Source organism: Pseudomonas sp. TH43 (assembly GCF_016650635.1).
Classification (GTDB): domain Bacteria; phylum Pseudomonadota; class Gammaproteobacteria; order Pseudomonadales; family Pseudomonadaceae; genus Aquipseudomonas.
In genome coordinates, this window is sequence record NZ_JAEKFI010000004.1 from 1,417,214 (window position 1) to 1,431,569 (window position 14,356).

Sequence of the window (14,356 nt, forward strand, 5' to 3'; positions counted from 1 at the left end):
ACCGTTACAGATTCAAAGCAACTGTATTAAATCCATACAGATTTGCCGTTCCTGAGACTGAATTGCCGATTTGTGCCGCATCTGTACTGGTTTATCGAGTTTCCTTCACCGAGGCAGTGCCATGACCCTTTATGTGAACCTCGCCGAGTTGCTCGGTACGCGCATCGAACAAGGCTTCTATCGTCCTGGCGATCGCCTGCCATCGGTGCGCGCCTTGAGCGTAGAACATGGGGTCAGCCTGAGCACGGTGCAGCAGGCCTATCGCATGCTTGAAGACAGCGGCCTCGCCACACCGAAACCCAAATCCGGCTACTTCGTGCCGGTGGGCCGCGAGCTTCCGGAACTGCCCGCCATCGGCCGCCCGGCGCAGCGGCCAGTGGAAATTTCGCAGTGGGATCAAGTGCTGGAATTGATTCGCGCGGTGCCGCGCAAGGACGTCGTGCAACTGGGCCGAGGCATGCCCGACGTCAGTTCGCCAACGATGAAGCCACTGCTGCGTGGACTGGCGCGCATCAGTCGCCGCCAGGACATGCCCGGTCTGTATTACGACAACATTCACGGCACCCTCGAACTGCGCGAGCAGATCGCCCGATTGATGCTCGATTCCGGCTGTCAGTTGAGCGCCAGCGACCTCGTCGTCACCACCGGTTGCCACGAAGCGCTGTCCACCAGCATCCACGCGATCTGCGAGCCGGGCGACATCGTCGCGGTGGATTCGCCAAGCTTTCACGGCGCCATGCAGACGCTCAAGGGCCTGGGCATGAAGGCCTTGGAAATCCCCACCGACCCGCTCACCGGCATCAGCCTCGAAGCGCTGGAACTGGCGTTGGAGCAGTGGCCGATCAAAGTCATCCAACTCACCCCCAACTGCAACAATCCGCTCGGCTACATCATGCCGGAGTCGCGCAAACGCGCCCTGCTCAACCTGGCCCAGCGCTTCGACGTGGCAATCATCGAAGACGACGTGTATGGCGAACTGGCCTACACCTACCCGCGGCCGCGCACGATCAAATCCTTCGATGAGGATGGCCGCGTGCTGTTGTGCAGTTCGTTTTCCAAGACATTGGCGCCGGGCTTGCGCATTGGCTGGGTCGCGCCGGGCCGCTATCTGGAACGGGTGCTGCACATGAAATACATCAGCACTGGCTCCACCGCTCCACAGCCACAAATAGCCATCGCAGAGTTTCTCAGGTCCGGCCACTTCGAACCGCACTTGCGGCGGATGCGCACGCAATACCAGCGTAATCGCGACCTGATGATCGACTGGGTCACCCGCTATTTCCCGGCCGGTACTCGCGCCAGCCGTCCGCAGGGCAGCTTCATGCTGTGGGTCGAATTGCCGGAGGGTTTCGACACGCTGAAGCTCAATCGTGCGCTGCATGATCAAGGCGTCCAGATTGCCGTCGGCAGCATCTTTTCCGCCTCGGGCAAGTACCGCAATTGCCTGCGCATGAACTACGCCGCCAAGCCGACCCCGCAGATTGAAGAGGCGGTGCGCAAGGTCGGCGCGGCGGCGATCAAACTGCTCGCCGAAAGCGGGATCAATCCAGCCTGAACACGCCTTCGCCGTCCAGTCGGGTCAGGTCCGCGACCCGACTGGCCGCGTTGCTGATTTGCCCTTCAACCTCGAACTCGACATCCAGCCGCCTGCCGCTCGCCAACAGTGGCAGAAGGCGCTCGCCGGGACGCAGCACGTCGTGCTCCCCTGCCCTTTGAGTGACCGCACCGTCGACCCGCACCGACATCACCTTGAGCCGCAGCGTGCCGATGCCGAAGCGATAACGCTCGGCATCAGCGCCCGGCGCCGCAAAACGCAGCGCCAGCGGCAACGTCTGATCGCAGACGACCTGCACCTGCACCCGGCGACTGCCAAAACTCAGCTCTCCGGCCGTCATACCTTGCTGCAACAACACGCCCCGATCAGTCACGCCAAAATCAAACGCTGGCGGGCTGACGCGCACCTCGCAATCTTCGCCCTGGGCAAACGCCGTCGCGCAGCACAGCCACATCATCGCCACGAACGGCGCTTTGAAAAAGGTCATGGGTTTGCCTCAATCATGCGTCGCTGCAACGTGCCGGCGCAGATTCATAGAGTTCATCGGGATCAGCCTCTTCAGCCAGTTCGAACCTCAGATGACAGCGCGAGCCGTCGCCCTTTTGCACGTGCAACGCGATGCCTGCCTGAATGTCGGAGAGAAAAATCCGCCCGTCATCAAGCACGCTGGTGACATACCGACCCTGCTCATCAAACACGCCGAAGCCCTTGCCGATCACCTGATCGTCAGCCGTGCGCGCATGCAGCAACACGCGGCGGGAAGTGACCATCTGAAACGCCAGGCGCTGCACCGAGCCGCGCGCCGCTTCGATCTCGCGGTAGCCGTTGAGCACATCGACATTGCGCGCCAGGCTCGTGGTGTCGATCTCCACCCGCGTTTTGCGATAGGCCGGCACACTGGCCACCACCGCGCGGCCAGCCGCGTCCGTCCAGACCGGGCCGTGAGGTGTGCGCAGCTTGACCCCGGCGGCATCCCCGGCCTTGAGCAGGGCAAAGGTTTCGCGCACGGTGTATGGCGACAACGTCACGCCTTCGCTGTGCAGCGCCACGCCGCCCCTTGCCCCGAAGTCATAACCCGTCGCCCCGGAGCCACGCTGCGAATAACCCAGATCGACCTGGGTGTAACGCGGCAGCAGGTTGAGTCGAGCACTGACATCCGCATCACCGTTTTCCGGGCGCTCGACAGTGGCGCTGTAGGCCACGGCATCGTTGAGCTGTTGATTCAGGCGCAAGCCGCTGCGGGTGCCGCTGAGGTCGTCCTTTCTGACAAAGCTGCGCAGCGCACCGTTGCGACCGATCGGCACGCTGACCGTTAGATAGGTAGCAAATCCGCGGCTGTCTCGCGCGGTGCCGCCCATGTCGCGCTCCAGACTCAGCGACACGCTGGTGCGCTGAAACATCCGCGACCACGAAGCGCTGAGGCGTGAGGTGGTGTCGTTTTCAAAATCGGTGTAGCGGGAAAAACCACCGGAGAAAGAGCCCAACGACACACTGGCGCCGCTGAGTCCTAGAGTCATCTGATTACGAATGCGCTGATCCGGTTGATCGGTGTCACGATTCCAGGTGGTATCGGACAACGTGCGAAAGCCTTGTACCTGCTGGGTGACCGACAGATTCGCCGAGACGCGCTCGGTCAGCGCCGTGCTCAGGCTGAGCTGAAACTGCGCGCCCAGCTGATCTTCGCGACGGGCGCGGGACAGCACCTGACGCAAGCCCATCGCCGTGCGCGGCGACAACGGAATCTGTAGCGCCATGCCTGCCGATTGATAGTCGCTGCCGAGCATCGCTCCCGCCGTCAGTTGCTTGCCCGCGGCCAAACGCCAATCCTTGCTGGCGGCGACGAAATCAGGCGCGTCGCGATCATCGCGGGCATAGCGGCGAACGCGTCCGGCGCTTACTGCGAAGCCTGGCTGTCGCCCCGGTGACAAACCGCCGAGACTGTTTCCGGGAACAATGAAACTGCGCTGCTGGCCATCCTCTTCATGCACGATGACTTCCAGGTCCAGGGTCTGGCTGAGCAACGGTAAACCCACCAGCGAAAACGGCCCGGGTGGCACCAGCGTGGTGTAGATCAGCGCACCGTTCTGCCGAACTTCGACCCGCGCCGCGGAGTAGGCGATGCCTTCGACGTGAGCGCCTTGACTGTCGGCATCCAGCTCCCCCAGGGCGGCCTCCGGTTGCAGTTGCACGCCGGTAAATGCCTCGCCGGCAAACAACGGCGAGGCCATGTTGAGCTGGCCCAGTTGCACGTTGGTTTGCAGCGGCTCGAAGGTGCGCGAAGCGTAGGCGTACAGATGCTCGGTCTGGCTGCTGCCCTCGAAGGCCGCATAAGACTGACGGCTGCGCAGCGCCCAGTCGTTGATGTTCAGCCCCAACTCGGTGTTGAGACTGCGGTAGTGCGTGGTCTGGCCGACGTACTCGTTGCCCAGCACCAGCGCGTCGTAGTTCAACAGTGCAGCGCTGCCGCCGTGAGCGTAATTGCGGCGGGCCGCCACCGATGACGCGACGAGCGCGGTGGGCAGCAGCAAGTCGACCTGTTCCTTGGCCGGATCGAGCCGCGCGATCACGCCGTCGAAGCTGTCGACAAAGCGCCTGCATTCCAGGCTCGGCAGCGCCTCGACACGCATGTTTGCCTGTTCGAGCAACGCCTCGGTGGTGCACAACTCGCCTTGCCCGTCGAACGTCGCCAACACCCGTCCCTTCGGCACGCCGTTAACGCTGAGCAGCACCGAATACGCGCCCTCCTGAAAGCGCGGTGCGTCCTGAAAATACTCCGCCAGTTGCAGATCCAGCCCACGGGCGCGCAGGACGTTAGGGTCAAAGGTGACCGAATCGGCATAGCTATTGGTCGATGCCAACAGGCTGAGCAGCGCACATCTGCGGGCGCGCTTCATTCACCGGCCACCAACGGCGCATCGAAACTGCCGGCGGCATAACCGTACATCGTCGCCGGGTACAGACGCACTTGAGCCACCGTTACCGACAGTGGTAAGGCGGGCGTCAGACGCAAGCGTTCGCCGGGCAAGATGTAGCTGCGACCCAGATCCACCGGGGCATCGCCAGGCAGCAGATTGACGGTATTGGCCAGCCGCACCACGTAGGGGCTGGGATTGCTGACCTGGAGTTGAGCGCCCTGCACCGACCACTTCAGCAGCGTCCATGGCTGGCGTTCGATGGGCAGGTTTTTCGGGCGCAGAATCGCTGGAATGTTCTGTCTCACGGTCAGGCTGACCCGCGCGTTGCTGCCTTTTTCCAGCGGCCGAATGCCCTCGAAAATCACCCGTTTGAGGCGCTCGGTTCGCAGCGGCTCAGCGCTGCGCAGAATGAACCGCACCAGTTGCGTGCCACCGCTTTCCACCCGCGCCACCGGTGGGGTCAGCAGCAATAGCAACTCGGTGTCCTCGGGGACATTTTCAATGCTGGTGTGCAGCAGCGCCGGGTGCGGTTCGGTGTTGGTGATATTGATGCTGGCTTCGCCGGCTGATTCTTCGAGGATCAGGATCGGCGTTTGCGGCACCATGCCGGCGGCGTCGGCCACGGACGTTGCACTCGATAGAAGGAGTAATGCCAACAGGCCGGTGGTTGAAAAACGTTGAATCTGAGGCATGACGATTCCCTGGCGCCTCGTCGCGGCAATGCCGACGAAAAGGCCCATCCTTGAAACACAATCGTAAAAGGCGTGCGCCCATGGCGCCGATAACGACGCACCGCAAGAACTGCGGTGCGTGTTTGCTCAGGTGTGTGAGCGCTGACAGCGCTCACACACCTGCTTGCCTCAGAGGTAGACCAGTTCGAAGGTCGCGGAACCATCGAGGGTAATGTCTGAGCCGGTCGGCAGATCCTTGGCCGGGCCAACGACTGGAACGAGTGTCATTGGAAGGGTGTGGATGCGGCCATTGCTCGGGCCTTCAGCAATGCTGCGACCCCACGAATAATGCAGATAACCACCGCTGGAAGCGTCTTTGCCCACCAGTGTCGAAGTCGGCTGATTCCAGGTCGGCCCGCCAATTCCACCACCCTGCTGAAACATCAGGGCCATGGCCGCGCTATCGACCGTAGGCGTGCCATGACGCAAGCCGTACCCGCCGATCTTCACGCCACTGGCAGCGCCCATGCCGTAGATGTACATGCTCTCTGCACGGCCATCGATGGTAATACCCTGCAGCTGGGTCGCCGCCTGGTTGTCATGCACTTTCACCGCCACCGGCACCTGACCGTTACAGTTCATGCTCAGAGTGATGTTTTTCAGCTCTAGCTCGGTTTGCGTAGTGGCGTTCAGATCCGCCGCCGATACCTTGCCCAGATCGACCACGCTGCCGCCGGCAAAACTTGGCGTACACGCCGTAGGAATAATCGTGCCGCTAACCGTGAGGCTGGCACTTTCTGCGAGGGCAAAAACCGGCAACAACGAAGCCACCACTGTGGCGCTGATGAATAGCTTTTTCATGAGAAATTCTCTCTCCGTAAGAATTAAAAAACGACAGCAAGAAGCGCATTGTCTGGCGTGAAATAGCGAAACTTCCTCCCTGACAACGCCCGGCCATTATTGCGATTCGCCCCTGTTTCCGATGTAAGACGAAGTTACAAAGCAACTAGAGAAAATTCGCCTGAGGCCGTAGCTGACAGGAGTAGGAGAAATGCCCTACTTCAAAAATTCTCATTTCCTGCCCGTCGGGCATTGCCTACACAGCGCTCGAATCGGGCTGTTCACGAAGGCAGATTTTTCCTGAATCAACCGCAGCGGATGACGGTCATAACCCGTGCCATACTCCGATCCCTACTCACACGCGGAATGATCCGACTTGCGATCCAGCCCTCTCCTGCTTCTGATGCTCGTGTTGTCACTCGCCGGCTGCGCCAGTGTCGATGTGCAGCGCGAACCCAGCCAGGCCTTGCCCGCCAGCAGCTCGGCCTTCGGCCGTTCGATCCAGGCCCAGGCCGCGCCGCATCAGGGCCGCTCCGGTTTCCGTCTGCTGTCCAACAGTACCGAGTCCTTCACCGCCCGCGCCGAGCTGATCCGCCACGCGCAGGTCAGCCTCGACTTGCAGTACTACATCGTCCACGACGGCATCAGCACGCGCATGCTGGTCGACGAAGTGCTCAAGGCCGCCGACCGGGGCGTGCGCGTGCGCATCCTGCTCGACGACACCACCAGTGATGGCCTCGACCAGATCATCGCCACGCTGGCGGCGCATCCGCAGATCCAGATTCGCCTGTTCAACCCGCTGCACCTGGGCCGCAGCACCGGCGTGACCCGCGCGGCCGGGCGCCTGTTCAACCTGTCGCTGCAACACCGGCGCATGCACAACAAGCTGTGGCTGGCCGACAACAGCGCGGCCATCGTCGGCGGGCGCAATCTGGGCGATGAGTATTTCGATGCCGAGCCGAACCTGAATTTCACCGACATCGACATGCTCAGCATGGGGCCGGTGGCCGAGCAGCTCGGGCACAGCTTTGATCAGTATTGGAACAGTGCGCTGAGCAAGCCGATCGATGAATTTCTCTCCAGCAAACCGACGGCCAAGGACTTGCAGAACACTCGCACGCGGCTGGAGGAATCGCTGGGGGAAACCCGCAAACAGAACCACGCGCTGTACCAACAGTTGATGACCTTCACCACTGAACCGCGCATGGACATCTGGCGCAAAGAGCTGATCTGGGCCTGGAACCAGGCGCTGTGGGATGCGCCGAGCAAGGTTCTGTCCGATGGCGAACCGGATCCGCAACTGCTGCTGACTACGCAACTGGCGCCGGAGCTGCGAGGCGTCAGTAAAGAGCTGATCATGATCTCTGCGTACTTCGTGCCGGGCCAGCCGGGGCTGGTTTACCTCACCGGCCGGGCCGATGCCGGCGTATCCGTGAGCCTGCTGACCAACTCGCTGGAGGCCACTGATGTGCCGGCGGTACACGGCGGTTATGCGCCGTATCGCAAGGCGCTGCTGGAGCACGGAGTGAAACTGTACGAACTGCGCCGCCAGCCTGGGGATAACTATGGCAGCGGGCCGCACGTGTTTTACAGCAAGTCGTTTCGCGGCTCGGACTCAAGCCTGCACAGCAAAGCGATGATCTTCGACCGGCAGAAAGCGTTTATCGGCTCGTTCAATTTCGACCCTCGCTCAGTGTTGTGGAACACCGAGGTGGGCGTTCTGGTGGACAGCCCGGAGCTCGCCGAACACGTGCGCGAACTGGCCCTGCAAGGCATGGCGCCAGCGCTCAGCTACGAAGCGAAACTGCAGGATGGAAAAATCGTCTGGGTGACCGAGGACAACGGCCAGATGCACACGCTGACCAAGGAACCGGGGAGCTGGTGGCGACGGTTCAATGCGTGGTTCAGCACCACCGTGGGCCTGGAACGCATGCTGTAATCACACAAGGATCTCTGCTTTAGAGGGCTTTTGTGGCGAGGGGATTTATCCCCGCTCGGCTGCGTAGCAGTCGTAAAAACCATCGCACGCCGTGTATCTGATGCAGCGCAATCGCAGGTTTTGGGGCTGCTTCGCCGCCCAACGGGGATAAATCCCCTCGCCACAGGTCATCAGCGCTTCAGGTTCGGGTCAGGCAGGTTCGGTGACTGGGCCAAACGCACCTTGGCGCAATAGCAGCAGCACCAACCCAAACGCCCCGATCGCCATCAACAGCGGCAACGCATGCCCGTTGATCCACTGGCTACCTGCCCCTGCCGCCAATGGCCCAACCAGACAGCCCACACCCCAAAGCTGCGCGATATGGGCATTCGCCCGCACCAGCGCATCGTCGCGGTAACGCTCGCCAATCAGAATCAGCGACAGCGTAAACAGCCCGCCGGCACTGGCACCGAACAGCACCCACAACGGCCAGATCAGCAGCGTATCGAGCAACAACGGAATCGCCAGACTCGACAGCATCAGCACCACCGCGCACCCGGCAAACAGCGTCCGTCGCGACAGGTAATCGGCCAACGCACCAATCGGCAGTTGCAGCAGCGCATCGCCCACCACCACGGTACTGACCATCGCCAAGGCGATGTCAGCGGTGAAGCCCTGTTGCAGGCAATACACCGGCAGCAGCGTCAGGATCATCGCCTCGAACGCCGCGAACAACGACACCGCCCAGGCAATCGCCGGCAGTTCGCGGGCAAACCCCCAGAGGTCACGGAACGTCACACTGCTCGCTTCACTGCTCGGCGCACCGCTGCGGCCCAGCAGCAGCAACGGCGAAACCAGCAGCAGGCCGACGCCAACCCAGAAACCGTAATCATGCTCGGTGCCCAGCGCACCCAGCAGCAGCGGCCCCGACAGTTGGCTCAACGCATAACTGCTGCCATACAGCGCCACCAGCCGGCCGCGCCAATGCTCGACCACCAGTTGATTGATCCAGCTTTCGCCGAGGATGAACACGATGGTCAGGATCACGCCGATCATCAGGCGCAGCGCCAGCCAGATCGGATAGCTTGGCAACAACGCCAGCAGACCAATCGACAGTGCCCCCGCCCACAGGCACAGACGCATCAGATTCGCCGTGCCGAAACGCGCCGCCAAATGACTGGAGATCTTTGCGCCCAACAACACGCCAATCGCCGGCATCGCCGCCATTACGCCGATGGCGAAAGCGCCGTAACCCCAACCTTCCAGGCGCAACGACACCAGCGGCATGCTGACCCCCAGGGCCAGGCCGACACTCAAGACAGACGCCAACACGGCGAAATACGTCGCCCAACGCATGTTCCACGCTCCTGTGGATTATTTTTATGTGCACCACAAAACCACTGTGGGAGCGAGCCTTTGTGGTGAGGGGATTTATCCCCGTTGGGTCGCGTAGCGGCCCCAAAACCTGCAACCGCGATGCATCAGGTACACCGCGTGCAATGATTTTGCGACTGCTTCGCAGCCGAACGGGGATAAATCCCCTCACCACAAAGGCTCGCTCCCACAGGGGATCTTTGTTTCGTCAGGAAGCCCGCTCACACAGGGGATCTCTGTTTGGCAGGAAGCCCGGAGTGACCGGGCTCCCGCTAACGGCTTACAGCTTGATCCACGTCGCTTTCAGCTCGGTGTATTTGTCGAACGCGTGCAGCGACTTGTCGCGGCCGTTGCCCGATTGCTTGAAGCCACCGAACGGTGCGGTCATGTCGCCGCCATCGTACTGGTTGACCCACACACTGCCGGCGCGCAGTGCTTTGGCGGTCAGGTGTGCTTTGGAAATGTCCTGCGTCCATACCGCAGCCGCCAGGCCGTACGGCGTGTCGTTGGCGATCTGGATGGCTTCTTCGGCCGTGTCGAAAGCGATAACCGACAGCACCGGGCCGAAGATCTCTTCCTGAGCGATCTTCATCGCATTGCTCACGCCGTCGAAAATCGTTGGCTCAACATAAGTGCCGCCGGTTTCCTGAAGGATGCGCTTGCCGCCAGCCACCAGTTTGGCGCCATCGGTATGCCCGGATTCGATGTACGACAGCACGGTGTTCATCTGTTGCGTATCGACCAGCGCACCGACGTTGGTCGCCGGATCCAGCGGGTTGCCCGGCTTCCAGGTTTTCAGTGCTTCGATCACCATCGGCAGGAATGTGTCCTTGATCGAACGCTCGACCAGCAGACGCGAACCGGCGGTGCAGACTTCGCCCTGGTTGAAAGCGATGGCGCTGGCAGCGGATTCGGCAGCGGCTTGCAGGTCCGGAGCATCGGCAAAGACGATGTTCGGGCTCTTGCCCCCGGCTTCGAGCCAGACGCGTTTCATGTTCGATTCGCCGGAGTAGATCATCAGTTGCTTGGCGATCTTGGTCGAGCCGGTGAACACCAAAGTGTCGACATCGTTGTGCAGGGCCAAGGCCTTGCCGACGGTGTGGCCGTAGCCCGGCAGCACGTTGAGCACGCCTTTCGGAATGCCGGCTTCAACGGCCAGCGCAGCGATGCGAATGGCGGTCAGTGGCGATTTTTCCGACGGCTTGAGGATCACCGAGTTACCGGTCGACAGCGCCGGGCCGAGTTTCCAGCAGGCCATCATCAGCGGGAAGTTCCACGGCACAATGGCGCCAACCACACCGACCGGCTCGCGGGTTACCAAGCCGAGTTGATCGTGCGGCGTCGCTGCCACTTCGTCGTAGATCTTGTCGATCGCTTCACCGCTCCAGCTCAACGCTTGCGCCGCGCCCGGAACGTCGATGTACAGCGAATCGCTGATCGGCTTGCCCATGTCGAGGGTTTCGAGCAGGGCCAGTTCTTCGGCATGCTGTTTCAGCAGGCCGGCAAAACGGATCATGGTGGCTTTGCGTTTGGTAGGTGCCAGGCGCGACCACACGCCGGAATTGAAAGTGGCCCGCGCATTTTCTACAGCGCGCTGGGCGTCGGCGGCGTCACAGCTGGCAATTTTGCCGAGCAGACGGCCATCGACCGGGCTGATGCACTCAAAGGTTTCGCCGGAGACAGCGTCGGTGTATTCGCCGTTGAGGTAGGCGCGGCCTTCGATTTTCAGGTCGCGGGCGCGTTGTTCCCAGTCGGCACGAGTCAGGGTGGTCATTTCGAGTGTCCTCCGCTTGTTGAATACGAGCGCCGCGCGATCTTCGCCAGCGTCCTCAGGAATTCTGCCCGGCCAGCCGGTTTTTTCGGCCAGAGGCACCCGCCACCCTAAACCAGGCACCGGGCTTGTTTCAATATATTTGACATAAGGGGGCCGTACGGCCTTGCGGTGTTGATTTTAATCAACATAGACTTTGGCCCTTTCCAGCCAATCGCGCCGTATTCACGGGGGATAACAACAATGAACATCGAGAACGTCGTCGACATCAGCCTCACCAGCAGCGAAGCCGAACGCTATCGCCCGGACCCGGCCAAAGTGCTCAAGGGCGATCCTGAGCAAGCCGTGTTCCATCAATACGACAGCCCTTGTGGGCAAATGGGTGTCGGCGTGTGGGAAGGTGCGGTTGGGCAGTGGACGGTGAATTACACCGAGCATGAGTATTGCGAGATTTTGCAGGGCGTGTCGGTGCTGCGTGATAGCGACGGTAATGCCAAGACCTTGCGTGTTGGCGACCGCTTTGTGATTCCGGCGGGGTTCCGTGGTACCTGGGAAGTGCTGGAGGCTTGCCGCAAGATCTATGTGATTTTTGAACAGAAGGCCTGAGGATTCGGGCTGGCTGATCCGGCCCTATCGCTGGCAAGCCAGCTCCCACAAGGGTCATTGGTGTTCACTAAATTGTGTTCAACACAAAAACCTGTGGGAGCTGGCTTGCCAGCGATGAGGCCCGATCAGACACCGTCGAATCCGAGGCAACAAAAAAGGCCCGTATCGTGAGATACGGGCCTTTTTCGTAAGTCGGGAAAAATCAATTACTTGATTTTGCCTTCCTTGTAGATCACGTGCTTGCGAACAACCGGATCATATTTCTTGATCTCGATTTTGTCCGGGGTAGTACGCTTGTTCTTGTCGGTAGTGTAGAAGTGACCAGTACCGGCGCTCGAGATCAAACGAATCAATTCACGCATGATTAGCTCCCTTAAATCTTGCCATCGCGGCGAAGTTCGGCGAGCACGACAGTGATGCCACGCTTGTCGATGATACGCATGCCTTTGGCAGATACGCGCAGACGCACAAAACGTTTCTCTTCTTCAACCCAGAAGCGGTGATGCTGCAGGTTCGGCAGGAAACGACGACGGGTTTTGTTGTTTGCGTGGGAAATGTTATTCCCAGTCACCGGACCCTTACCGGTAACTTGACATACTCTCGACATGCCTCAGCCCTCTAAAACCACATGCCCAACCCGGCATGGGTTGGCCGCTTAATCTCTCAGTCATTTGGCGCCAGGCGCCGCGTTTCTTTAGAGGTCTTACCGGCTACACCTACAGTGAAGGAACCGGGCCCCTAGAAAAGAGCGCTGCTTTATACCAGAAAGACCGGGGTGCAACAACTTTCCGTGTGCAATCAATCCACAAAAAAGCGCTTTTTCGACCTGCGAACGCTTTGGATAAAGGCCGGCACCGGTTTTTACCACTCGTCGCAGAAAATCACCTGCGCGGCGGCTACAGACTTTTTGCGGCGCGCCGCGGTCTGAAAAACCGCCATCACTGTGCCCCGAAAATGCAAAAAGGGGATAGTCATTTGTAATCCAGCCCTCTAGGGTAGGCCTTTTCCAGACTGCACTTGCAGATGGGCCTTCGATCTGTAAAAGGAAACCGACCATGCGCCTCGCTGCCCTACCCCTGTTGCTCGCCCCGCTCCTGCTGAGCCCTCTGGCCCAGGCCGCCGCGCTGAGCGTGTGCACCGAGGCCAGCCCTGAAGGGTTCGACGTGGTGCAATACAACTCGCTGACCACCACCAATGCGTCGGCCGACGTGCTGATGAACCGCTTGGTGGACTTCGATACCGCCAGCGGCAAAGTGGTGCCGAGTCTGGCAGACAGCTGGGAAGTCAGCACCGACGGCCTGACTTACGTGTTCAAGCTGCATCCGCAGGTGAAGTTTCATACAACCGACTACTTCAAGCCGAGCCGTGAGCTAAGCGCTGAAGACGTCAAATTCAGCTTCGACCGCATGCTCGACCCGGCCAATCCGTGGCACAAAGTTGCCCAGAGCGGTTTCCCCCACGCGCAATCGATGCAGTTGCCGGCACTGATCAAGAAGATCGACGCACTCGATCCGCTGACCGTGCGGTTTACCCTTGATCACCCGGACTCAACCTTCCTGGCGACGCTGAGCATGGGTTTCGCCTCGATCTACTCTGCCGAATATGCCGATAAACTGATGAAGGCCGGCGCGACGGAAAAGCTCAACAGCCAGCCGATCGGCACTGGCCCGTTCGTCTTCACTCGTTTCCAGAAAGACGCAGCGATTCGCTACAAGGCCAACCCGGATTACTTCGGCGGCAAGCCATCGGTGGATCCATTGATCTTCGCCATTACCCCGGACGCCAACGTGCGCCTGCAAAAGCTGCGGCGTAACGAGTGTCAGATCGCCCTGTCGCCAAAACCACTGGACGTACAGGCGGCGCTGAAAGAGCCGACATTGAAAGTCGAAAAGACTGACGCATTCATGACCGCTTTCGTCGGCATCAACAGCCAGCATCCGCCGCTGGACAAGCCGGAAGTGCGTCAGGCGATCAACCTTGCGTTCGACAAGGCCAACTACATCAAGGCTGTGTTCGAAGACACTGCCGAACCCGCCAACGGCGTTTACCCGCCGAACACCTGGAGCTACGCGAAAAACCTGCCGGGCTACCCGCACGACGTGGCGAAAGCCAAAGCGCTAATGGCCAAGGCCGGACTGAAGGACGGTTTCCAGACCACCATCTGGACACGCCCATCGGGCAGCTTGCTCAACCCGAACCCAAGCCTCGGCGCACAGATGTTGCAGTCGGATCTGGCAGAAATCGGCATTCAGGCGGAGATCCGCGTGATCGAGTGGGGCGAACTGATTCGTCGCGCCAAGGCGGGCGAGCATGATCTGCTGTTCATGGGCTGGGCCGGTGACAACGGCGACCCGGACAACTTCCTCACGCCGCAGTTCTCCTGCGCGGCGGTCAAGTCCGGCACCAACTTCGCGCGCTACTGCAACGCCGATCTGGACAAGCTGATCAGCGCCGGCAAGACCACCAGCGAGCAAGGCGTACGCACCAAGCTCTACGAGCAGGCGCAGGCGCAGATTCAGCAGCAGGCGCTGTGGCTGCCGCTGGCGCACCCGACCGCGTACGCACTGACCCGCAAAGACGTGCAGGGTTACTCCGTAAGCCCATTCGGCCGCCAGGACTACTCCAAGGTCAACCTGAGGTAACTACCACACCCTGAAACCTGTGGGAGCTGGCTTGCCAGCGATGACGGCGGCACATTCAGCACAA

Annotated in this window: 12 protein-coding genes; 4 read left to right on the forward strand and 8 right to left on the reverse strand. The window is 60.7% G+C overall.

From position 1 onward, the window contains the following. Window positions 1-121 precede the first annotated feature (121 nt). Window positions 122-1,555, forward strand: a complete 1,434-nt coding sequence (locus JFT81_RS22885) for a PLP-dependent aminotransferase family protein (RefSeq protein WP_201229258.1) — start codon at window positions 122-124, stop codon at window positions 1,553-1,555. On the opposite strand, the gene JFT81_RS22890 is transcribed toward JFT81_RS22885, so the two are convergent. The 4 genes from JFT81_RS22890 to JFT81_RS22905 form a co-directional block, all read right to left on the reverse strand. Next, complete coding sequence (locus tag JFT81_RS22890; protein WP_201198903.1) at window positions 1,542-2,042, reverse strand: hypothetical protein; 501 nt, start codon at window positions 2,040-2,042, stop codon at window positions 1,542-1,544. The genes JFT81_RS22885 and JFT81_RS22890 overlap by 14 nt on opposite strands. Before the next feature lie 13 nt (window positions 2,043-2,055). Further along, window positions 2,056-4,449 (reverse strand): fimbria/pilus outer membrane usher protein, encoded by a 2,394-nt coding sequence (locus JFT81_RS22895; RefSeq protein ID WP_201229260.1) that lies wholly within the window; start codon window positions 4,447-4,449, stop codon window positions 2,056-2,058. Next, window positions 4,446-5,162 carry a fimbria/pilus chaperone family protein gene (locus JFT81_RS22900; RefSeq protein ID WP_201229261.1) on the reverse strand — a complete coding sequence of 239 codons (717 nt, stop codon included), beginning with the start codon at window positions 5,160-5,162 and terminating at the stop codon, window positions 4,446-4,448. Before JFT81_RS22900 ends, JFT81_RS22895 begins: the two co-directional genes overlap by 4 nt. 168 nt (window positions 5,163-5,330) lie before the next feature. Further along, the gene (locus tag JFT81_RS22905; RefSeq protein ID WP_201198915.1) at window positions 5,331-6,002 is read right to left on the reverse strand and encodes a DUF1120 domain-containing protein; all 672 of its coding nucleotides are present in this window, start codon (window positions 6,000-6,002) and stop codon (window positions 5,331-5,333) included. A gap of 382 nt (window positions 6,003-6,384) precedes the next feature. Here JFT81_RS22905 and JFT81_RS22910 point away from each other — a divergent pair, with 382 nt between their 5' ends. Then, a complete protein-coding gene (locus JFT81_RS22910) occupies window positions 6,385-7,920 on the forward strand; it encodes a phospholipase D family protein (protein WP_201229262.1) in 1,536 nt (511 codons plus the stop codon). Window positions 7,921-8,109: 189 nt separating this feature from the next. Here JFT81_RS22910 and JFT81_RS22915 read toward each other — a convergent pair whose 3' ends face one another. Together JFT81_RS22915 and JFT81_RS22920 are read right to left on the reverse strand one after the other, a co-directional pair. After that, entirely contained in the window at window positions 8,110-9,255 is a 1,146-nt protein-coding gene (locus JFT81_RS22915) for an MFS transporter (RefSeq protein WP_201229263.1), read from the reverse strand. Between the two features lie 298 nt (window positions 9,256-9,553). Beyond that, window positions 9,554-11,047 (reverse strand): aldehyde dehydrogenase, encoded by a 1,494-nt coding sequence (locus JFT81_RS22920; protein ID WP_016985821.1) that lies wholly within the window; start codon window positions 11,045-11,047, stop codon window positions 9,554-9,556. 240 nt (window positions 11,048-11,287) lie between these two features. On the opposite strand from JFT81_RS22920, the gene JFT81_RS22925 reads away from it, so the two are divergent. Then, window positions 11,288-11,650 (forward strand): cupin domain-containing protein, encoded by a 363-nt coding sequence (locus JFT81_RS22925; protein ID WP_201229265.1) that lies wholly within the window; start codon window positions 11,288-11,290, stop codon window positions 11,648-11,650. Between the two features lie 206 nt (window positions 11,651-11,856). On the opposite strand, the gene rpmG is transcribed toward JFT81_RS22925, so the two are convergent. Further along, window positions 11,857-12,012, reverse strand: a complete 156-nt coding sequence (gene rpmG / locus JFT81_RS22930; protein WP_003177274.1) for a 50S ribosomal protein L33 — start codon at window positions 12,010-12,012, stop codon at window positions 11,857-11,859. Between the two features lie 11 nt (window positions 12,013-12,023). Continuing rightward, complete coding sequence (rpmB, locus tag JFT81_RS22935) at window positions 12,024-12,257, reverse strand: 50S ribosomal protein L28 (protein WP_007920377.1); 234 nt, start codon at window positions 12,255-12,257, stop codon at window positions 12,024-12,026. A 448-nt stretch (window positions 12,258-12,705) separates the two neighbouring features. Here rpmB and JFT81_RS22940 point away from each other — a divergent pair, with 448 nt between their 5' ends. Further along, entirely contained in the window at window positions 12,706-14,292 is a 1,587-nt protein-coding gene (locus JFT81_RS22940; RefSeq protein WP_201229266.1) for an ABC transporter substrate-binding protein, read from the forward strand. Window positions 14,293-14,356 lie beyond the last annotated feature (64 nt).